The sequence below is a fragment of the Marisediminitalea sp. genome (assembly GCF_984433645.1).
The window spans coordinates 59,320-77,164 of sequence record NZ_CFIDRX010000003.1 but is presented as its reverse complement, the minus strand read 5'-3'; the positions used below and the strand labels follow the sequence as shown (position 1 = coordinate 77,164).

The window sequence follows — 17,845 nt, the reverse complement described above, 5'->3', positions numbered from 1 at the left end:
CCAACAAATCTTCAATCAGACTTTGCATACGCTGCGTCTGCGAACTCATTTCCAAAAAGGCCTTTTGCGTCAGCGGGTCAAGTTCTTCACCGTTGCCCGCCAGGATTTCCAGGTAACCATTGATCACGGTTAATGGCGTGCGCAATTCGTGAGACACGTTAGCCACGAAGTCTTTGCGCATTTCTTCCAACTGCGACACCCTGGTCACATCCCGTGCTATCAACAGCAGATGTTCTTCCCCATAGGGCATGATTCGGTATTCGAAGGTTTTTTGCGGATTTAGCGGCGACGGCACTTCAATGGGGTAGTGGTATTTACCCGCGTGAAAATACTGAATAAATTCCGGATGGCGAATAAGGTTGTCCAAGCGGCGACCAGCGTCACTCGGCCAACGCAATCCCAGTTCCAGTCGAGCCAAACGGTTGCACCAGATAATACAGGCTTTTGCATCAACCACTACTGCAGCATCGGGTAACGCTTCTGACCCTTCCCGAAACCGCTTAACCAACGCGCCTAATTCTTTGCGCTTGTTACGGTTGCGGCGCTGCAGGTAATAAATCCCTTCGTAGATATGTTCCCACAGACCATTTACCGATGGCGGTGACATTTTGCGACTATGCCACAACCAGCGATTGAGCTTATAAAGATGCCAGTAATTCAGTAACAGTAACCCGGTAGCACCTAACGCCACGGCGAGCAGCATGTCGTCGAGATACCAGCCAACCAGGGCAAATACAATGAGAAACAGACACAGTCGCACAATCGACTTAAACCATGAAAAGGGGTAGTACATCCCGGTTTATCCTTTACTTGTGCGACGTAATTGAAAGCTGAATGGGGCAACCACTATACCCCATTGCGCTAATGACTTACAGTTTAGTAGAAAAGCGGTAACCGGCACCACGCACAGTCTGGATCATAGCATCGTGACCATGCATGCCAATCGCTTTTCGCAACCGGCGAATGTGTACGTCTACCGTTCGATCCTCTACATACACATTGGTACCCCATACATTGTCGAGCAGCTGTTCACGGCTGTAAACACGCTCGGGGTGTGTCATAAAGAAATGCAGGAGTTTGTACTCCGTCGGCCCCATATCCAGCGCGTCTTCATTGGCCATTACACGATGCGAGATAGGCTCTAACTTCAAGCCGTTGAATTCGATTGGCTGTTCATTCGACGTGGGTGTAACGCGACGCATTACCGCTTTAATACGGGCAATCAGTTCTTTTGGTGAAAAAGGCTTGGTGACGTAATCATCCGCGCCCGCATCCAAGCCGCGAATTTTGTCTTCTTCTTCGCCGCGAGCAGTCAGCATAATAACCGGGATATCCCGCGTAAACTCGTGCTGCTTCAGACTTTTCGCTAACTGAACTCCACTGCCACCTGGCAGCATCCAGTCAAGCAGGATCAAATCCGGGTACGGCTCCACCAATTTTTGCTGCGCGATGTCGAAGTCTTCCGCCTCAATTGTTTCAAAACCAGACTGCTCCAGCACAAATTTCAGCATGTCGCGAATCGGCGCTTCATCTTCCACTAACAAGACTCTTCTTGACATAGATTTTTTCCAGCTCATAACCAAAACGCCGCTATTATTATCAGGGTGTGTGACAATTTTATTAAACGATTACATTATTATGTCAAGTTTATGAACTTTGACACCGAATCCAACGTAACACAAAAGCTACGATGAAACTTAACGTTAAACACTCGCGTATAACTTGTTAATTCAGCAATTTGCACATATTCTTGACTGAGCACAGGTTTTTCAATTCGTATAGCAAATAGGTTGCAGATGGCGTCGGTTCAGACAGGATTGTCGAGAAAATTACTTACCCGGGTATTGTCGGTGTATTTCATACTGACGTTTATCGTTACCATTGGCCAGATATTCACTGAGTATCTAAGCACCAAAAGTCACATCGAATCTGAACTTCAAACCCTGAAAAACACCTTTTCGACCAGCCTGACCCGCGCCATTTGGGAAGTAAACATACCTCAGGCTCAATCCATTGCCGAAGGATTAATGGAGCTCCCGATTGTTACCGGCGTGCAGATTCGCGATGAAAACGGTGAGTACATTGCGGATTTAGGCATGACCATTGCGCAAATTCGCGCGCCAATAAGCAGCGGCGAACTGGAAGATCACAGCGGCGGTTTATTCAGTTACAGCTTTCCGCTTATCTTTGAATTTTCCAATCGCGCTTCAACGGTGGGTGACGTTACCCTTTACTCCAACTTTAATATTATCTTTAGCCGAATCGAAGTCGGTATTTTCTTTTTGTTGGGTAACGCCATTGTAAAAACCGCGTTTTTAGTGTTTTTATTTATGACCGCATTCCGACGGATGCTGTCTGATCCGTTGGTAGAAATCACGCAACAAATGAGCGCATTCAACCCGGAGCATCCGGAAGAGTCAAAAGTGCATTTAACACTGCACGATGAAAACGAGCTGCGCTTATTACAGTATTCCTACAACCAGGTCATAGACGACTTGATAATTTCTCAGCAAAAGCTGCGAAGTACCCAGGAAGAACTCACCCGGGTCAACAAAAAACTAGACGACCAGAACCTCCTTCTCGAGCAGGAAGTTGCGAAAAAGACCGCTTCACTTAGCCAGATCATGCTGGACCTTGAACGCCAGAAAGACGAACTGATCACCAACCAGCGAGAACTTCGCCAGGAAAATGAAAACCGACAGTACATCGAAAATGTACTCAGAGAAAAAAACCAGGAACTTGCGAAATCTATGGAGCACCTGAAGCTGGCTCAGGATCAGCTACTTGAATCGGAACGAATGGCGTCGTTGGGCGGATTAGTCGCGGGTATCGCCCATGACGTAAATACGCCTTTAGGTGTTGGTGTTACCGCAGCCAGTTTCCTGCGTGACCGCATTGATACGGTAAAAGCAGCCTACGAGGAAAAGTCGCTGACTAATAAAACCATGGCCTCGTTTTTGGGAGAAGCTGAACAAACAACCCACCTGTTACTGACAAACCTGAATCGTGCCTCTGAGCTTATCACTAGCTTCAAACAAGTAGCAGTAGACCAGACAAGTGAAGCCGAAAGGGTATTTAATTTAAAGAGTTACCTGCACGAAGTACTGCAATCTCTGGCACCTTCATTCAAACACCAAAAGCACGTTGTGAACATTGAATGCCCCGAGGACCTCGAGATACGTTCGGCGCCGGGTATTATTGCTCAGGTCGTCACTAATATGATCATGAATTCAATCATTCACGGTTTTGAGCACAAGGACAATGGCGTAATCGACCTGCTTGTAAAAGAAGAAGACGAAGACGTTGTGATCACCTACAAAGACGACGGTTGTGGCCTGAATGCAGGTCAGCTTGACCGCTTATTCGATGCCTTTTTCACCACAAAACGTGGCCAGGGCGGCAGTGGTTTGGGTACGCATATCATGTACAACCTCGTCACCCAGGCACTGGACGGTCAGATCGACGCCTTCAGTGAACCCGACAAAGGCCTTCGATACGAAATTCGCTTTCCAAAACGAACGTAGATTCCGTTTTCCTTCTATTGCGATCAACGGGCGGCACTGCTAACCTTTGCCGCCCTTTTCAAAAGAATCTGTTGCTCTATGTGGTTTAAAAATATTAAAGCTTATCGGCTGACACAACCTCTGTCCCTGGATGACGAAGCGCTGCAAACGGCGTTAAATGAATTCGCTTTTCGCCCTTGTGGCACTCAAGAAACGGCCACTATGGGCTTTGCCTCGCCTTTTCACTCAGCAGGCCAACACAGCATGTTGTTTCATCAAACCCAGTTGCGTTACTGGATCACATTGAAGAAACAAGAGCGTCTGCTGCCGTCGTCGGTTGTCAATGCAGAGCTTGCTGAGAAAGTCGAGCAAATCGAAGCCGAAACCGGCTCACCGGTAGGTAAGAAGGCCCAGTCAGATCTTAAACAGCAAATTATCACCCGTTTGCTGCCACAGGCGTTTACCAAAAACACCTACACCAATGGCTTTATTTCCATTCCGGACAACCTGGTCGTGGTCGATGCCAGTGCCGACGGCAAAGCAGAAGCTTTCCTTGCTATGGTAAGAAAGGCGCTGGGTTCATTGCCGGTAGTGCCACTGGTGCGCAGCAGCCTGCAAAGTGAATTAACCCATTGGTTAACTGAACAGCCACCCGAGAAAATTGAATTACTGGAAGAAGCGGAGTTCAAGTCTACAGACGAAACCGCGAGTATCATTCGATGCAAAAACCAGCCGCTGGACAGCGAAGAAATTCAGCACCACTTGGACGCCGGCAAGCTGGTTCAGAAAGTGGCCTTTGAATTCGACGAAACCCTGGAAGCGGTTATACAGGAAGACGGCACCATAAAGCGCGTGAAGTTTACCGACCGTATCAAAGAAGAAACCCAGGACATTCCGAAAGATCAGGTTGCAGCTCGTCTTGACGCTGAATTTGCCCTGATGTCGGCAGAAGTGTGCGGCATTGTGGGTTACCTTAGCGAAACGCTGGGTTTAGATAAAGACCTGTAATTAATGACGCCCTAACGTCGCCAGGCTTGCCGGCGACGTTGGGTGGCACTGCGCCAAATCCATTCTACCGGTCCAAATTGAAAACGGGTTAGCCACCAGCGTGACCAACTAATTTCAATTAACCAAATAACCACCACCACCATAGAAACCTGCCAGCGCGACAGTGACGCATAAAGCCCCATTCCCCAGCCGTAGAATATCACGCCGCACAACACACTTTGCATCAGGTAATTTGTTAGTGCCATTTGCCCTACCGGCGCCAACCAGGCGGTAATGCGCCCGCCAATACCTGAAGCACTAACCTTCGCCTGTTGCACTATTAGCATGAACAAACAGGTGTACCCCCAGGCGGTTAGCAACGATCCCCACAGGTTCCATAAGCGGTCGGTAGAAAAGGACGAGGGCAGCGCAAATTCACTGCTGGCTATTGTCCAGGCGCCGCAAGCACTTAACGCCACACCCAGCGGTAAAAATAGCAACAAATGTGTGAGGTAGAAACGCGAAGATCTTGTTGCCAGCAATACCCCTGATTTATACAGGGCCATACCTATCAACATGATCCCGGACATACGCACAATAAGCGGAATCAAATAACTGGTTTGGTATTCGATGGTAGTCGCTACCCGATAGGTAGTTTGCTGCCACCAGGAGCCGAGGTTAGCGTTAATTTCCGCCCTCAGTGTTTGCTCAGATGGCCAGAATACCGCTTTGGACTCTGCCAGCTCATCGGCCGGCATGACATCCCAGCCCCAGTACATTAGCAAATACAAACACGTGATCGCCAACTGCAATAGCACAGCCACAATCCACAAACTTCGAATACGCCAATGGCGGCAAGAGTAAATCAACATTCCCGAAATGGCATAGGTGACCAGAATATCTCCCCACCACAACAGGTAACCGTGAATCAGGCCAATCATAAGTAACCAGAGCATGCGGCGGTAATGCAGATTTTTCGCTCGTTGCGGGTCAGATTGCTTGTTTGCCATTAGCACAATGCCGGCGCCAAACAACATCGAAAACAACGCGTAAAACTTTTCTGCAAAAAACAGATCGGTCAGCATCCATTGCCACAAATCAGCAGAAGACAGCGCCCCCATTGCAAACGGATTGGAATAGACGATTTCGGGATACGCAAACGCAATCGCGTTCATCATCAGAATGCCCAGCAACGCGAATCCGCGCAGCGTGTCCAGGCTGATATAACGGGTATTCTCCGTTTTTGAAAGGTCGGATGGCGAGGCCGTTAACGAATGCGATTTACTCAAACTAACTCCTTGTTCACGCATTTATGTTTAAAATCAGGGGTAGCTAATCACATCGATAAACCGGGTTTGTTGTCCATTTGTTTTGTACCCGTGGCGTTGGTTGGCATGGAACCGGGCACTCTCGCCCTCTTTCAACGTATGCCATTGTTCGTCATAGTAAAGTAGCAACTCGCCATGTTGTACTACAACATGTTCATAAACACCAACAGCATGCGCGTCAGACCATTGGGTATGTGCGTTTAATAGCGTTAACTCAAACATTTCAAAGCCGCTGTCCGGATTAAACGCGAACAGGGTCTTTACCCGAAAGTTATCTTCATGGCGAGCCAGCTCCTCATCGTCACCGTAAGGTGATGCATCGGTGCGACTTAATAAGCCAGAAAACGAACATTCGAGGCCTGTCGCAATTTTCCACAGGGTCGCGACCGTGGGGCTAGACTCCTGACGCTCAATTTGCCCCAGCATTGCCTTTGACACGCCACTTGCGGCTGACAGCTTATCCAGACTCCATCCGCGCGTTTTTCGGCGCTGTTTTATTTGTTCTGCAATGCTCTTTGAAATGTGGTCGTGCATAGTATTCCCAATTGTGCGCTATAACGCACAATGCTATGATGCGTTTTTTGTGCGCTATAGCGCACATTAACCATTTATGTTGTGTTCTGCAACGTGGGGAGTGTCATGGCAAGGTATTTTCGCATCAGTCACATTGCCGCAGGTTTGACTGCTGTCGTGGTGGGTTATAGCAGTTCCGTTGTTATTGTTATAGAAGCCGCGCGACAAGCCGGTGCTAACGATGCTCAGTTAATCAGTTGGTTACTGATATTAGGACTCGGCATGGGCATTTCATGCCTGTACTTCTCGCTTAAATTTCGCATGCCGGTGGTGACAGCCTGGTCGACCCCTGGTGCGGTATTTCTCATTTCGACTGCTGGCCCTTTCTCACTTTCCGACGTAACAGGCGCGCTGATTGGCGCCGGTATACTCAGCCTGATTGCGGCGCGCAGTCAGGCGTTGATGCGGGGTATCGAACGTATTCCGCCCGCGCTGGCGGCGGCGATGCTGGCCGGCATACTATTGCCCTATTGCCTGAATGTATTTAGCAGCGCCACGTCACACCCGCTGCTCACCATGTTATTTGTTGGAATTTACTTACTTGGCAGCCGGCTTTTTGCCCGTTATCTCATGTTGATATTACTGGTTGTGGCAGGTATCGCTGCCTGGGTGTTAAGCCCTGCCGGGGCTCCCGCCGTCACGCTTGGCTTACCCACACTGGAGTGGGTAATGCCTACCTGGTCGCTATCTGCGTTTATCAGTATTGGCGTGCCGTTATTCCTGATTACCATGTTGTCGCAAAACTTACCTGGCATCAGTATTTTGCACAGCCATCACTACAAACCCGACAACCGTTTTGTGCTAACGGGTATTGCTTTACTGCAGCTGATCACCGCGCCGTTTGGTGGATTTATGTATAACCTGGCTGCCATCACCGCTGCAATTTGTATGGCTGAAAACGTCGATGACGAACCGGCACAACGTTACAAAGCCGGTGTTGCAGCAGGCCTGGGTTATTTACTGTCAGGTGCGATGGCGGTGGCAATTGTGTCGGTATTTACCATGATGCCAACTGTCGTCACACAGTTGCTGGCAGGTATAGCACTTCTGGCTACGTTACAAAGCAGTTTGCTGCGCGCACTGGAAGAAACCCACTATCGTCAGGCTGCACTGCTCACTATGTTGTGTAGCGCTTCCGGCTTAACCATGCTGGGGATAAGCGCGCCGGTCTGGGGATTATTATTAGGCGTAGTGACGTTAGGGTTTACGTCAGGCTGGAAAAGACAGGTTGTCAGCAGATAACGTCTCTGCGGCAGCATTCAGGCTGCCGCGAAACGCTGCTATTGGAACGGTTTACGCAAAAATCTGTTTCGCTGCTGAACGCATTTCAGCAAACTCGTCAGACAACAACGAATTAACGTCTTCTACCACACCGCGCTGAATCGCCAGATTCAATATGGCGTCTTTCTGATTGTTAATTTGGCCCGCTAATGCCGCTCCCACGCGCACAAAGTCAACATAGGACAGTTTTTCAGGAATATAGGCCAGATCATGCCAGCGCTCTGCTACCGTGACAAAATTATCTCCAAATCCCCAGCTTTGCATGATGCTGCCACCAATGCGCGGCGCCAGTTTATCAATCGCATCATCGAGGAACGTCGGGCTGGCAAACACTTCTTCATGGCGTTCGGCTTCGGTAAGAATAGGCAGTACACCAATGTTGTGGACCAAGGCCGTTAGCGTCATGGTATCAATGGTCATTTCGCGATTTTTGGTGCGGGCCACGTACAGTTGTAGCGTCGCCATGGCATTAGCCACCACTTCAACTGTGTTATTCCACTCGCGTTTCATGTACTCGCCTACCAGTTCGTTTTTAGACACGAACAGCTGCTCCATGGCCAGTGCGGTAGCGATATTTTTAATTTGGCGCAGCCCGATACGGGTTACCGCCTGAGAAATTGAGGTTACTTTAACAGCCCGCCCCATGTAAGCGCTGTTCGCGATTTTGATCATGCGAGCACTAAGTGAGGGGTCCTGACCAATTACATCGCCCATTTGATTCAGATTTATATCCGGATCATCTGCTGCTTTACGAACTTTTAATGCAACTGCAGGTAATGTGGGTAATACCAGTGTATCGTTCTTGATTTTCTCAACCAGAATGGTTAACAGCGCGTTTTGTGTCGACATAGTCCTACCTTAGTCTTGGCTTATTGTGTGCCTGGTTATAGCCAGACAGCTATTCTCGCGATCTCATGCCTTCCGTGGAGCCGGCATTAGTATGCAGAAAATCCAATATAACAACGATTCTGAGATCGCGCACCCAGGGATTGTTATTCTTTTTGACCCTGCGCAATAAATATAAGGGTCATACAAAAAACCCGCCGCCTGTTCCGACACCCGGCGTGTTTACCCTGTCTGGTTTGAGTATAGCATCTGCATAAAAGGTTGGTTATGCTAACGCTAAATTTTCAAATTTTTAGACTAAAGAACAACAAAAACAGACGGAAAATCATATGAAACAGTTATTTACCAAAACACTGCTAGCTACATTAATGGGCGGTGTTATTGCCCTCTCTGGCTGTAGCCAACCAACCAGCAATGACTCACCCGGCAGTACGACGACTTCGCCCTCGTTACTTGTTCCAAAAGAACGTCTTGCTATTTATCACGAGGTTCCTCTTACCGCGGACCTGACTCATTTGAGCGAAAATCAGCGCGCAATGCTGTCGTTACTCATTGATGCCTCTGTCATTATGGACAACCTGTTTTGGCAACAAGCGTTTCACGAAAACAAAACCGACTTTCTTGCATCACTTACAGACCCCGCCATTCGCCGTTTTGCTGATATCAATTACGGTCCGTGGGACAGGTTAAATGGCGACAGGCCGTTTCTTAGCGGATACGAAGAAAAGGCACCTGGAGCAGAGTTCTATCCCCACGACATAACAAAAGACGCGTTTAACAAGGCGTCATTTGCCGACAAAGACGGTCTGTACTCAATAGTTCGCTACGACGATGCAGGTAACCTCACCAGCATTCCTTACAGCGAGGCCTACGCAGCGCCATTGCAAAAAGCCGCAGAGCTACTGAGAAAAGCGTCAGAACTGGCAGACAATCCAGCTTTTGCGAATTACCTGTCACTGCGCGCAGATGCCTTGTTATCCGATGACTATCTGGCTTCGGATATGGCTTGGATGGATATGAAGACCAACCCCATTGAGTTGGTCATTGGCCCCATCGAAAGCTACGAAGATCAGTTGTTTGGTTATCGCGCGGCATTTGAAGCCTACGTGTTAATTAAAGATATGGCCTGGAGCGAAAAGCTGGCAAAGTACGCCCAGTTTTTACCTGAATTACAGCGAGGGTTACCCGTGCCTGATGCTTATAAACAGGAAACACCGGGATCAGACGCAGATTTAAATGCTTATGACGTGATTTATTATGCCGGCCACTCAAATGCGGGCAGCAAAACCATCGCAATCAACCTGCCAAACGACGAACGTGTGCAGCTGGAAAAAGGGACTCGTCGGTTACAGCTGAAAAATGCTATGCAGGCAAAATTTGACCATATTCTGGCGCCGATTGCTGACGTACTTATTGCACCGGAACAACGTGAGCACGTAACGTTTAACGCATTTTTTGCCAACACCATGTTCCACGAAGTCGCACACGGGCTGGGTATAAAGAATACACTGGACGGCAAGCAAACCGTGCGCGCAGCACTCAAAGAACATGCTTCAGCACTTGAAGAAGGCAAGGCTGATATTTTAGGTCTGTACATGGTACAAAGCCTGCTGGAGAAAGGTGAAATCACCGAAGGTACACTGAAAGACTATTATGTGACCTTTATGGCGGGCATTTTCCGTTCGGTGCGCTTTGGTGCCAGCTCTGCACATGGAAAGGCCAATATGATTCGCTTTAACTATTTTGCCGAAGCCGGTGCGTTTGACCGTGACGAACAGGGACTGTATAGCGTAAACATGGACAAAATGTCGGCGGCTGTCGCGTCACTCAGTGAGCGTATTCTTACACTGCAGGGCGATGGTGACTATGCTGGCGTTGCTGCATTGGTTGCAGACAAAGGGGTAATTAAGCCACAGCTGGCTGGTGACCTTGAGCGACTGGCCAGTGCCAGCATTCCGGTTGATATCGTCTTCGATCAGGGTAAAGCGCAATTGGGACTCAAGTAATCCCCGCCTTTCACACCCGTTTAAAACAACGAAGCCGCTTTTTAAGCGGCTTCGTTTTATTCCTGGCCCCTACAATGAATGAACCAGAATTAGGCATAGAAATCGTTCAGGGCTATTCCAACGGCTTCATCTTATCGGTGTAAGGTGGCCATCCCATCGGCTTACCTGCCAGTACGTGTAAATGAATATGGTACACCGTTTGACCGCCATACTCGTTACAGTTCATTACCGCACGGTATCCCTGATCAGCAAAGCCTTTCTCAGCGGCCAGTTTCGCTGCCACAAAATACAAATGCCCCACGACTTCGCGATCAGCTTCAGTTATGTCGTTAATCGTCGCGATTTGTTTTTTCGGGATCACCAGAAAGTGTACCGGTGCCTGCGGGTTGATATCACTGAAGGCAAGCGCCAGCTCATCTTCATATAAAATCTCGGCAGGGATCGACTTATCGATAATTTTGTCAAAAATGGTTTCAGCCATCAGCTCTCTCCAGAAAACGGTTTACCAGAATATAAAGGCAACCAACACAGCACCCAGCAGCAATCGGTAGATCACGAACGGTAACATACCAATGCGGCTAATCCAGCTTAAAAACAGGAAAATACACAGATACGCCGCTACGAACGAGAATCCCGCACCGTAGATAAGTGCATTCCAGTCTACTGCCGTGTCAGCCTCTGCCAAGTCTTTCACTGCCAACAGACCTGCACCCAGGATCACCGGAATTGAAAGCAAGAATGAAAAGCGCGCGGTACTCTCGCGGTTCAGCCCTAACATTAAGCCTGCGGTCATGGTAATACCTGAACGGGATGTGCCGGGAATTAGCGCCAGCATTTGTGCAAAACCAATAATGACCGCTTGCTTAAGCGTAATCGACTCAAGCTTTTGAACATGCTTAGCCTTCACATCGGCGTACCAAAGCAATAGTCCAAATACAATGGTTGTTACAGCTATGACAGCTGCACTTCTGGCATGGGTTTCGATGATGTCCTTTAGCGAGAAACCCGCTATGACGGCCGGAATCGTCGCAATCACTACAAACCAGGCCAGACGGCTGTCAGTCGTTTGTTCTTTGCGCCAACCATGCTGCAGAAACGCGACCGACATGGTAAAAATATCCCGCCGAAAATAAATCATAACGGCAAGTAAACTTCCAACGTGCACCGCCACATCGAACGCCAACCCCTGATTGCGCCAGCCGAGTACTTCAGCGGGTAAAATTAAGTGCGCAGAGCTACTGATGGGCAGAAACTCGGTTAAGCCCTGAATTATGGCCAGTACAATGATTTCAAATAACGTCATGCCTGTGTTGAACTCCATTCAAATGCAATAGGCTGTATAGGTTGGGATGTGCGGTCAAATTGTTGCCAGAGCGCTTCGTAGGTTTTGCCTGTAACCGGATGTCGTTCATTTGGCACCAATTCTGCCAGAGGCCGTAGCACAAATGCCCGGGCGAGTATTTCGGGTCTTGGCAGCACAACGGGTGACTGACACACCTGGTTATCGAAGCACAATAAATCCAAATCCATTGTGCGGGAACACGGCGTCTTATGCCAGTTTTTTCGGCCGAACTCCGCTTCAATCTGCTTGAATAACTGATAGGTTTCCTCAAGGCTTAACGGGGTTTCTACGCTGGCTACCCAGTTGTAAAAACCTGGTCCTTCAAAGCCTACCGCAGGACAATCATACACACTGGACACCTTCACATTGTGAAAATGCTGGTTAAGCACATGATATGCCTGGCGCGTGTGGTATTCCCGCTCGATGTTTGAACCTATACCAATTAAAACGCGGTGCAATGTCACTCGCTAACCTCGTGTGTTACCTGAATGCCTACTTTTTGCGCATCGGGCAAAATACCAGGCTTTTCGATTTTCAATACCAGTTTCTGAATCGGGAAACGTGCACAAAGGCTATCAACAATCGCTTTAGACAACGCCTCGAGCAATTCAAAGCTGCTTGATGCGCCGACTTCTTTAACGCATTCAGCAACAGCTGCATAGTCTATGGTGTGATTAACATCATCAGACGCCATGGCCTCAGACAGGTCAGCATTGATCAGCAAATCCATTATTAACGTGGTTTGTTGCGTGCGCTCCCAGTCGTACACGCCAATCAGGGTAGGTACGCTGAGTCCTTCTATAAAAATTTGCTGCATTTTTAAGGCCTTTAGTCTACATCGAATTACATGCTGAAACGCTTTGAAACCGCGAACGGATTTTGCGCGCAGTATAGCATACAGATACACAGACGCAGCCGGATCAGTCATGGGCAGTTACATTGTGTTTCTGGCTTTCGGACAAAGTTTCTAGTAGTGTGTGCACACTTATTGTATGACAGCGGATATAGTCATGATTGCACTGAGTTTACTGATGGTTTGTGTGGCCTATTTGGTTGGGTCAGTATCCAGTGCTGTGCTCATTAGCCGGCTATTTCGCTTACCCGATCCCAGAAAAAATGGCTCAGGCAATCCTGGCGCAACCAATGTGCTGCGCATTGGCGGTCGTTTCCCGGCCGTGTTGGTATTGCTCTCGGATATCCTGAAAGGCACCATCCCGGTGTATTCCGCGTATTTTATGGGGATCCCTCCGGTTGCACTCGGCCTGATTGCCATCGCCGCTTGTCTGGGACATATCTACCCCCTTTACTTCCAGTTTAACGGCGGGAAAGGCGTAGCAACCGCATTTGGCGCGATGCTGCCTATAGGCCCTTCCCTGGCTGGTTTGTTAATCGCCAGTTGGGCTGTGGTGGTCTTTATATGGGGGTACTCATCGCTGGGCGCACTGGTATCAGTCATGCTGGCGCCGGTATTCACCTGGTTCATTAAACCCCAGTACACCCTGCCCGTTGCCATGCTGTCGATTCTGATCATTTTCCGCCACCGCGACAATATCAAACGCCTTTGGGCTGGTGAAGAGAGTAAAGTGTGGGACAAGGGCAAAGCCAACGAGTAACCCCCTTAACTCAGCCCCGCTTAATATTAGCGCCTGTTGCCCACAATAAATGAGCAACCGCCAGGTAAAGAGCCCGCATTTAGCGAAACAAGTTCAACGTAGTCTATTTCGCCCACAACATCACTACCAGTGAATTGCTGTATTTCAAGATAATACTCTGCGTAGGTTAATCCCGCTTTTTGCAATTCTACGAATGGATATTGCCGGTATTTCCAGGTGCCTTTCACCGAATCTCCCAGGTAGCCACCGCTTTGGGACTGAACGTCCAGAATAAATGTACCGTCACTCTCTAAATTCAGCGCAGTCACATTTTCACACTGTTTTCCTTCGTATCGGTTGATAAGATCCTGTTTAAATAACACAAGGTTACTACCGTTATTTTCCGGCAGTAAAAACAAAGCCAGTGAATTTTTGGTGTACCAATGATTGCCCTCCGTCATCCCCTGAGTGCGCTGAATCGGAAAACCTGCCTCAACAGACAATGCCTCTGCAAGTGCAATGAATTCAGGATCGCGAAGCAACAAAGAATAAAGCAGGGTGTTTTCAGAAATGGACGCTGGCATATCGAAGTCATTCATTTCAATTTGATATTGCTCCGACTCCTCGAACGCCTCTTTAACCTCTTTTTTCTGACTTTCACTTAAATATTTTGCGTACACATATACCGTTGGCTTGCTCGCACATCCAGCCAGCAATATGCTGACAATCGCAAATAAATAGACAGCTAATTTCATTTCTACATCCCTTTACCCTTTTTGATTACATTTGTAATCCACATAGATTACAAATGTAATTCATATAACAGCACGATGCAAATGAAGATTACATTTAGAGGAATACAGAGGGTAGTTTACCGACGACAAGCAGATCAAATTTTGCAATTTCTCTTTAGGGCGTGTTGATCTTTGCTGTACACTTTTGGTAACCGTTCACCAGGGTCCTATTGACAGACAGCTTTGAAGTCGGCAAGTAGTGGATAGTTACGTTGAATCCACGGCAACAAGCTGTCCTTCCGGGATAGGAAAATATCTTTACGGGTTTGACGGCGCTTACTGGAAAACTCACTATCGGCAAAAGTTAACTGTTGGCTCATGAGTGTTGGTCGATGCGATTTACTATACCGCTATGATCTCACATCAGAGACTTATTCGCATCTTCCCTAAACTCGTTTACGTTAATTAAGGCCTTATTGACAATAAGTAAATTTCAGATATTTTGATTATATACATGAAGGATCGTGTATTAATCATTTATAAAAGTACAAAAGGATTTAACTGTGCGTTTATTTATTAGTATCGTGATCTTACTGATTTCATTTACATCAAAGCATTGCCTTGGTGACGAAGGCGGCTGTCCTGTAAATTACGATTGTCATGAATTTACATATTCTCCGCGAAGCTCGGAACGTCTCTCTTTTTCTTATGGTCCAGATACTGGAGGTGGCAGTGCTGGATATTACACACCTCAGGTAACTCTTGTCGGGCCGGGGAGCGGCTCGATATATAATACCGACGAATCAGAAAGTGTTGCAGCATGCGAATTGAATGCAGTGATCAAATTCGAAAACTTAAAGCATCAATTGAATACATTAAGGACACTGTCACATCTCGGGTGTGGCACTGCGTCTCTAGCTATTGCCGTAGCAGGTTTTGCTGTTTCATCAGGCCTATCAGTGCCTGTGGGGGCTGTAGTGGAAACCATATGTGTTGCCGCTGTAGAAATAAACTACTCTGAAGCGATTGGCCAAGCTACAATTGACTTTTAAGCTGCTAAGTAGTCATGTTCAGAATAATTGGGGTAGATTGTGGAAAATAACATACATAAAAAAGCATTTTGTTGGCCTGGGACGGTAGCTTTTTTATTAGAAACCTTTTTTAATAAAGAGCTAGGTATAAATTTTATATTTATTTCTAGACTTATTGATATCGCAACCATTCACTTCTTTACTATTGTTACATTTGCATTAGTAAATGATTCACCTGTTGATTATTACTTGCCTAGTTTAAGTGCCTTTTGTCTTCCTTTTATTTTATTCACTATTATTACACGGTTTAACATTACGGCTCTCATATTGGATAACAGTAAGTATCGCATCCCAATTTTTTTTACTTCATTACTTGTTGCGTTAATGAGCATATGGTTTATCAGTTATACAATAGAAAGTATGCAAGAGTTGGGCTCTAGTATGAAAATTTCGAAGAGTGCTGAAAGTCTAGAGAAAGAAGCCAAAGATAAACTCCAGCTAAGTCGAAGCTCAGATATCTCTCAGCCGGACAATTCAGTTGGTATTCACAATGAATATATCAAGGTTAATGAGCTAACATTGGATGATCTTGATGAGGGCTCTCAGAACATTAGAAACAATAAGGCAACGGCTAAAAGCCAATGAGCTAAAGCCCTGGCAAAAAAAGATGTGGTGCCTGGGAAAGATAGATGCCAATTATATCGCGCAAATGGAAGAAGTACTGGCGTTGTACGCACAACCTGCCAATCCCGATGAACCGGTTATCAATTTTGACGAAGCTATGAAGCAACTCGTGTCGCACTCACGCGCCCCCATCCCACCAAAACCAGGGCAAAGCGAACGCATAGATTACGAATATAAACGCGAAGCCGTAGCGAACATCTTCATGATGTACGACCAACATAGAGGTTGGCGAAAAACGATGGTGACAACCACTAAAAAGAGAGAAGATTTTGCTGAATGCATGAAAGAACTGGTTGATGTACATTACCCCAACGCAAAACAACTTCACGTTTTACTTGATAACCTCATTGCCCATACACCGGGCTCACTCTACCAACGTTACCCCGCACCAGAAGCTCGCCGAATATTAGATAAAATCACCTTCCATTACACACCTAAGCATGCGAGTTGGCTAAACATGGTTGAAATAGAAATCGGCATAATGAACCGACAGTGTTTAAACCGGCGTATAGCGAAATAGGAGGAATTGGAGCAAGAATTAACGGCTTGGGAAAATAGAAGAAATGATGAGCGAGCCAGTATCAAGTGGATGTTTGATGTCCAGCAGGCACGACAGAAGCTCAATCGCGCCTATGCTAAGTTAACATGTCAAAATTAAGTGGAAGTGGTACTAGTAAGCAAGGCTTAAGTTACTGGACGTTGAACTACGGCGTTGATTCTGCCTGTAAAATACGTATTGCTTTTGCCAGACTGGCATCAGAAACACCGCCAACGTGCCGGTATATTAATTTGCCGTCCCGGGAATAAAACAACGTAGTCGGCAACACGGCAACACCAAACTCCCGACTTACGTCACCCGTGACATCCATTAGCATATTGTTCAATTCAAGTTCTTGTTCAGCGAGAAACGCCCTAACCTGAGCAGGCGATTCAGACTGGTTAATCAGCACAATATGGATATCCGGATTATCTCGCTGCGCCCTGGCCATCACCGGCATTTCACGGCGACAAGGTGGACACCAAGTTGCCCAGAAATTAACTACCAGCGGTTTGTCTTTAAAGTCAGAAAGATTCACCGGACTGCCTTCCAGCGAGCCTACCATAGGCACTGGCATCGACGCTGAACGCAACGACAGGGAAACCACGACATAAAGTGGAAGCATAACGACGGATGTTGCAACGCCTGTCCATAGCAGGGTGGAGCGGATTACAGGATGGCGATGGATACTGTAGCTGACGTACAAAGCCGCTGCGACCAGGCCACTTCCGACCGAAAAACCGCCGTCGCGCACATCCAGCATAGCGAGAATATCACCATGAAAATACGACCACTGTCCGACAATGAAACCAAGCCGGGCAAAAAAGAAGCCTATGGCAAAAGCTCCAAACACCGCATTGCTGGCAACTTGATAACAGTTTTTTGGGCTATCTGCGCGCCGACTAAATACAAAACAACCTGCCCAGGCCAGCATTAACGCTCCCCATATCAGCGCATAGTCAATAGAGAGCCCAAGTGGTCCAAGGGAAATACTGTGCAAATCTACTCCGCATGTTGACTAAATTGTTCGTACGCCAGCATCGCATCTGCGGCGTACATCAAAGAAGGCCCGCCGCCCATATAAATGGCCATACCCAAGGTTTCTTCCACTTCGGCTTTACTGGCGCCCAATTCCACCAATGCTTTGGCGTGAAAACCAATACAACCATCACAGCGGGTTGAAACACCTATAGCCAGAGCAATCAGCTCTTTGGTTTTCTTGTCCAGTACGCCATCGCGGGTGGCCGCCTGGGCCATGGCGGAAAAGCCTTGCATGGTATCGGTTATATCCGAACGCAGGGTTTTCATATTGCTAGAGATACGTTGGGTTATCTCTGGATAGGATTTGCTCATGATAACGCTCCTCTTGCCACGCCATGTCAACACAGCGGGCATGGCGA

Annotated in this window: 20 protein-coding genes and 1 pseudogene; 8 read left to right on the top strand and 13 right to left on the bottom strand. The window is 47.5% G+C overall.

What is annotated here, in order from left to right:
- Both AC4MRN_RS01130 and phoB read right to left on the bottom strand, forming a co-directional pair.
- A partial coding sequence (locus AC4MRN_RS01130; RefSeq protein WP_491202250.1) for a phosphate regulon sensor protein PhoR occupies positions 1 to 793 on the bottom strand: 793 nt, incomplete at its 3' end.
- A 76-nt stretch (positions 794 to 869) separates the two neighbouring features.
- Positions 870 to 1,559, bottom strand: coding sequence for a phosphate regulon transcriptional regulator PhoB (gene phoB / locus AC4MRN_RS01125; protein WP_073320443.1), 690 nt, complete (start codon positions 1,557 to 1,559; stop codon positions 870 to 872).
- A gap of 237 nt (positions 1,560 to 1,796) precedes the next feature.
- Here phoB and AC4MRN_RS01120 point away from each other — a divergent pair, with 237 nt between their 5' ends.
- Positions 1,797 to 3,524 carry a sensor histidine kinase gene (locus tag AC4MRN_RS01120; protein ID WP_255051349.1) on the top strand — a complete coding sequence of 576 codons (1,728 nt, stop codon included), beginning with the start codon at positions 1,797 to 1,799 and terminating at the stop codon, positions 3,522 to 3,524.
- Between the two features lie 78 nt (positions 3,525 to 3,602).
- Complete coding sequence (gene rdgC / locus AC4MRN_RS01115; protein ID WP_155015820.1) at positions 3,603 to 4,511, top strand: recombination-associated protein RdgC; 909 nt, start codon at positions 3,603 to 3,605, stop codon at positions 4,509 to 4,511.
- Between the two features lie 11 nt (positions 4,512 to 4,522).
- Here the strand turns inward: rdgC and AC4MRN_RS01110 are convergent, their stop codons facing one another.
- Positions 4,523 to 5,779, bottom strand: a complete 1,257-nt coding sequence (locus AC4MRN_RS01110) for a DUF418 domain-containing protein (RefSeq protein WP_491202249.1) — start codon at positions 5,777 to 5,779, stop codon at positions 4,523 to 4,525.
- A gap of 33 nt (positions 5,780 to 5,812) precedes the next feature.
- Positions 5,813 to 6,352, bottom strand: coding sequence for a helix-turn-helix domain-containing protein (locus AC4MRN_RS01105; RefSeq protein WP_073320455.1), 540 nt, complete (start codon positions 6,350 to 6,352; stop codon positions 5,813 to 5,815).
- Positions 6,353 to 6,457: 105 nt separating this feature from the next.
- Between AC4MRN_RS01105 and AC4MRN_RS01100 the strand changes: the two genes are divergently transcribed.
- Positions 6,458 to 7,633 carry a benzoate/H(+) symporter BenE family transporter gene (locus tag AC4MRN_RS01100; protein WP_491202248.1) on the top strand — a complete coding sequence of 392 codons (1,176 nt, stop codon included), beginning with the start codon at positions 6,458 to 6,460 and terminating at the stop codon, positions 7,631 to 7,633.
- Between the two features lie 51 nt (positions 7,634 to 7,684).
- On the opposite strand, the gene AC4MRN_RS01095 is transcribed toward AC4MRN_RS01100, so the two are convergent.
- A complete protein-coding gene (locus AC4MRN_RS01095) occupies positions 7,685 to 8,521 on the bottom strand; it encodes an HDOD domain-containing protein (RefSeq protein WP_073320461.1) in 837 nt (278 codons plus the stop codon).
- 326 nt (positions 8,522 to 8,847) lie between these two features.
- Between AC4MRN_RS01095 and AC4MRN_RS01090 the strand changes: the two genes are divergently transcribed.
- Positions 8,848 to 10,524 carry a DUF8614 domain-containing protein gene (locus AC4MRN_RS01090; RefSeq protein WP_073320464.1) on the top strand — a complete coding sequence of 559 codons (1,677 nt, stop codon included), beginning with the start codon at positions 8,848 to 8,850 and terminating at the stop codon, positions 10,522 to 10,524.
- 112 nt (positions 10,525 to 10,636) lie between these two features.
- Here the strand turns inward: AC4MRN_RS01090 and AC4MRN_RS01085 are convergent, their stop codons facing one another.
- Genes AC4MRN_RS01085 through folB form a run of 4 tightly spaced genes read right to left on the bottom strand, consistent with a single transcriptional unit; the run spans position 10,637 to position 12,683 of the window.
- Positions 10,637 to 11,005, bottom strand: coding sequence for a histidine triad nucleotide-binding protein (locus tag AC4MRN_RS01085; protein ID WP_370165861.1), 369 nt, complete (start codon positions 11,003 to 11,005; stop codon positions 10,637 to 10,639).
- Between the two features lie 21 nt (positions 11,006 to 11,026).
- A complete protein-coding gene (locus AC4MRN_RS01080) occupies positions 11,027 to 11,827 on the bottom strand; it encodes an undecaprenyl-diphosphate phosphatase (RefSeq protein ID WP_491202247.1) in 801 nt (266 codons plus the stop codon).
- Complete coding sequence (gene folK, locus AC4MRN_RS01075; protein WP_084526307.1) at positions 11,824 to 12,330, bottom strand: 2-amino-4-hydroxy-6-hydroxymethyldihydropteridine diphosphokinase; 507 nt, start codon at positions 12,328 to 12,330, stop codon at positions 11,824 to 11,826. The genes AC4MRN_RS01080 and folK overlap by 4 nt, the downstream gene beginning before the upstream one ends.
- The gene (gene folB, locus AC4MRN_RS01070) at positions 12,327 to 12,683 is read right to left on the bottom strand and encodes a dihydroneopterin aldolase (protein WP_475071018.1); all 357 of its coding nucleotides are present in this window, start codon (positions 12,681 to 12,683) and stop codon (positions 12,327 to 12,329) included. Before folB ends, folK begins: the two co-directional genes overlap by 4 nt.
- Positions 12,684 to 12,876: 193 nt before the next feature.
- Between folB and plsY the strand changes: the two genes are divergently transcribed.
- Positions 12,877 to 13,479 (top strand): glycerol-3-phosphate 1-O-acyltransferase PlsY, encoded by a 603-nt coding sequence (gene plsY / locus AC4MRN_RS01065; RefSeq protein WP_073320474.1) that lies wholly within the window; start codon positions 12,877 to 12,879, stop codon positions 13,477 to 13,479.
- 26 nt (positions 13,480 to 13,505) lie between these two features.
- Here the strand turns inward: plsY and AC4MRN_RS01060 are convergent, their stop codons facing one another.
- Positions 13,506 to 14,213: a hypothetical protein gene (locus tag AC4MRN_RS01060; RefSeq protein ID WP_491202246.1), complete on the bottom strand. Its 708-nt coding sequence runs from the start codon at positions 14,211 to 14,213 to the stop codon at positions 13,506 to 13,508.
- A 257-nt stretch (positions 14,214 to 14,470) separates the two neighbouring features.
- Positions 14,471 to 14,572 (bottom strand): annotated as a pseudogene (locus AC4MRN_RS01055) (IS5/IS1182 family transposase); the annotation flags it as partial.
- A gap of 183 nt (positions 14,573 to 14,755) precedes the next feature.
- Here AC4MRN_RS01055 and AC4MRN_RS01050 point away from each other — a divergent pair.
- Genes AC4MRN_RS01050 through AC4MRN_RS01040 form a run of 3 tightly spaced genes read left to right on the top strand, consistent with a single transcriptional unit; the run spans position 14,756 to position 16,427 of the window.
- Positions 14,756 to 15,244: a hypothetical protein gene (locus tag AC4MRN_RS01050; RefSeq protein ID WP_491202245.1), complete on the top strand. Its 489-nt coding sequence runs from the start codon at positions 14,756 to 14,758 to the stop codon at positions 15,242 to 15,244.
- A gap of 39 nt (positions 15,245 to 15,283) precedes the next feature.
- A complete protein-coding gene (locus AC4MRN_RS01045; RefSeq protein WP_370240552.1) occupies positions 15,284 to 15,868 on the top strand; it encodes a hypothetical protein in 585 nt (194 codons plus the stop codon).
- A gap of 22 nt (positions 15,869 to 15,890) precedes the next feature.
- The gene (locus tag AC4MRN_RS01040) at positions 15,891 to 16,427 is read left to right on the top strand and encodes an IS630 family transposase (RefSeq protein WP_491202244.1); all 537 of its coding nucleotides are present in this window, start codon (positions 15,891 to 15,893) and stop codon (positions 16,425 to 16,427) included.
- 184 nt (positions 16,428 to 16,611) lie between these two features.
- On the opposite strand, the gene AC4MRN_RS01035 is transcribed toward AC4MRN_RS01040, so the two are convergent.
- Together AC4MRN_RS01035 and AC4MRN_RS01030 are read right to left on the bottom strand one after the other, a co-directional pair.
- On the bottom strand, positions 16,612 to 17,445 hold the full coding sequence (locus tag AC4MRN_RS01035; protein ID WP_370240548.1) for a TlpA family protein disulfide reductase: 834 nt from the start codon (positions 17,443 to 17,445) through the stop codon (positions 16,612 to 16,614).
- A 2-nt stretch (positions 17,446 to 17,447) separates the two neighbouring features.
- A complete protein-coding gene (locus AC4MRN_RS01030) occupies positions 17,448 to 17,798 on the bottom strand; it encodes a carboxymuconolactone decarboxylase family protein (protein ID WP_155015832.1) in 351 nt (116 codons plus the stop codon).
- Positions 17,799 to 17,845 lie beyond the last annotated feature (47 nt).

Coding starts and splice junctions, on each gene's coding strand:
- phoB (WP_073320443.1), bottom strand. CDS start 1,559: ATGTCAAGAAGAGTCTTGTTAGTGGAAGATGAAGCGCCGATTCGCGAC.
- AC4MRN_RS01120 (WP_255051349.1), top strand. CDS start 1,797: ATGGCGTCGGTTCAGACAGGATTGTCGAGAAAATTACTTACCCGGGTA.
- rdgC (WP_155015820.1), top strand. CDS start 3,603: ATGTGGTTTAAAAATATTAAAGCTTATCGGCTGACACAACCTCTGTCC.
- AC4MRN_RS01105 (WP_073320455.1), bottom strand. CDS start 6,352: ATGCACGACCACATTTCAAAGAGCATTGCAGAACAAATAAAACAGCGC.
- AC4MRN_RS01100 (WP_491202248.1), top strand. CDS start 6,458: ATGGCAAGGTATTTTCGCATCAGTCACATTGCCGCAGGTTTGACTGCT.
- AC4MRN_RS01095 (WP_073320461.1), bottom strand. CDS start 8,521: ATGTCGACACAAAACGCGCTGTTAACCATTCTGGTTGAGAAAATCAAG.
- AC4MRN_RS01090 (WP_073320464.1), top strand. CDS start 8,848: ATGAAACAGTTATTTACCAAAACACTGCTAGCTACATTAATGGGCGGT.
- AC4MRN_RS01085 (WP_370165861.1), bottom strand. CDS start 11,005: ATGGCTGAAACCATTTTTGACAAAATTATCGATAAGTCGATCCCTGCC.
- AC4MRN_RS01080 (WP_491202247.1), bottom strand. CDS start 11,827: ATGACGTTATTTGAAATCATTGTACTGGCCATAATTCAGGGCTTAACC.
- folB (WP_475071018.1), bottom strand. CDS start 12,683: ATGCAGCAAATTTTTATAGAAGGACTCAGCGTACCTACCCTGATTGGC.
- plsY (WP_073320474.1), top strand. CDS start 12,877: ATGATTGCACTGAGTTTACTGATGGTTTGTGTGGCCTATTTGGTTGGG.
- AC4MRN_RS01060 (WP_491202246.1), bottom strand. CDS start 14,213: ATGAAATTAGCTGTCTATTTATTTGCGATTGTCAGCATATTGCTGGCT.
- AC4MRN_RS01040 (WP_491202244.1), top strand. CDS start 15,891: ATGTGGTGCCTGGGAAAGATAGATGCCAATTATATCGCGCAAATGGAA.
- AC4MRN_RS01030 (WP_155015832.1), bottom strand. CDS start 17,798: ATGAGCAAATCCTATCCAGAGATAACCCAACGTATCTCTAGCAATATG.